Raw genomic sequence first — 847 nt, forward strand, 5'->3', positions numbered from 1 at the left:
ATTTATATTATTTTAATTTTTATTTTATTCAATTAAAATTAAAAAAATTTAAAGTAAAGTTTATATATCATTAATGTAAATATTATAAACAAGGGTTCATACCTTAGTTTTTAATCACTTAAAGGGTAGTTTTTTAGGGTTAATTATCCTTTTTATTCTAACTTTTTTTAAATATTATTTTTAATTTAAAAATGGATATTAATTCTATTTTTTATTTAAGTTTTAATTATTAACATTTCTATTTTAATCTTAATTTATAAACTTATAAGTAGTATAAACACTATAAATTATAATAATTGTATATGATTAAATTTTTTAGGTAGATAAAATGGAAAATGATAGGAAAATAGCAATTGCAGGATGTTCTGGAATGAGTCCTAATGGTTTAGTTGCACGTGCTGCAGTATCTGATATGGCAGTTGATTTTGATGAGGTTGTTTCACTTTGTATGGGTTCAATTGCTGCAGATAATGAAGATTTTCTTAAATTTTTAAATGATTTTGATGTTATTGCAATTAATGGTTGTGAAGGTCATTGTGTAAATAAAATTTTAGAAGATAAAGGTGCTAATGTAATTAAATCTATTGATATTGATGATGTTTTAAAAGATAGTCCTTATCGTCCTAATGATGTTGCAAGACTTGATGAAGAAGGAGAAAAATGTGTAAGTCTTGTTAAAGATGCAATAAAAGATTCTCTTGATGAGTTTAAAAATTAGTTTTATTTTAAACTTTATCTTATTTTTATTTTTAATGGTTTTAATTGATTACTTTTTTATTATTTTTCTTATTGTTTAATTTTTCTTTATTTTAGTTTTAATTTATTTTTTAGTTTATTTTTTCTCTTT

Annotated in this window: 1 protein-coding gene; it reads left to right on the forward strand. The window is 20.7% G+C overall.

The window, feature by feature from the left end:
- Window positions 1-328: 328 nt before the first annotated feature.
- Window positions 329-718 carry a putative zinc-binding protein gene (locus tag BGI41_RS08245; RefSeq protein WP_088540218.1) on the forward strand — a complete coding sequence of 130 codons (390 nt, stop codon included), beginning with the start codon at window positions 329-331 and terminating at the stop codon, window positions 716-718.
- The last annotated feature ends 129 nt before the right edge of the window (window positions 719-847 follow it).

The organism is Methanobrevibacter sp. 87.7 (assembly GCF_002208625.1).
Lineage (GTDB): Archaea > Methanobacteriota > Methanobacteria > Methanobacteriales > Methanobacteriaceae > Methanarmilla.

Bases quoted from the DNA above. Each gene is read 5' to 3' on its own strand.
- BGI41_RS08245 (WP_088540218.1), top strand. From the start codon at position 329: ATGGAAAATGATAGGAAAATAGCAATTGCAGGATGTTCTGGAATGAGT.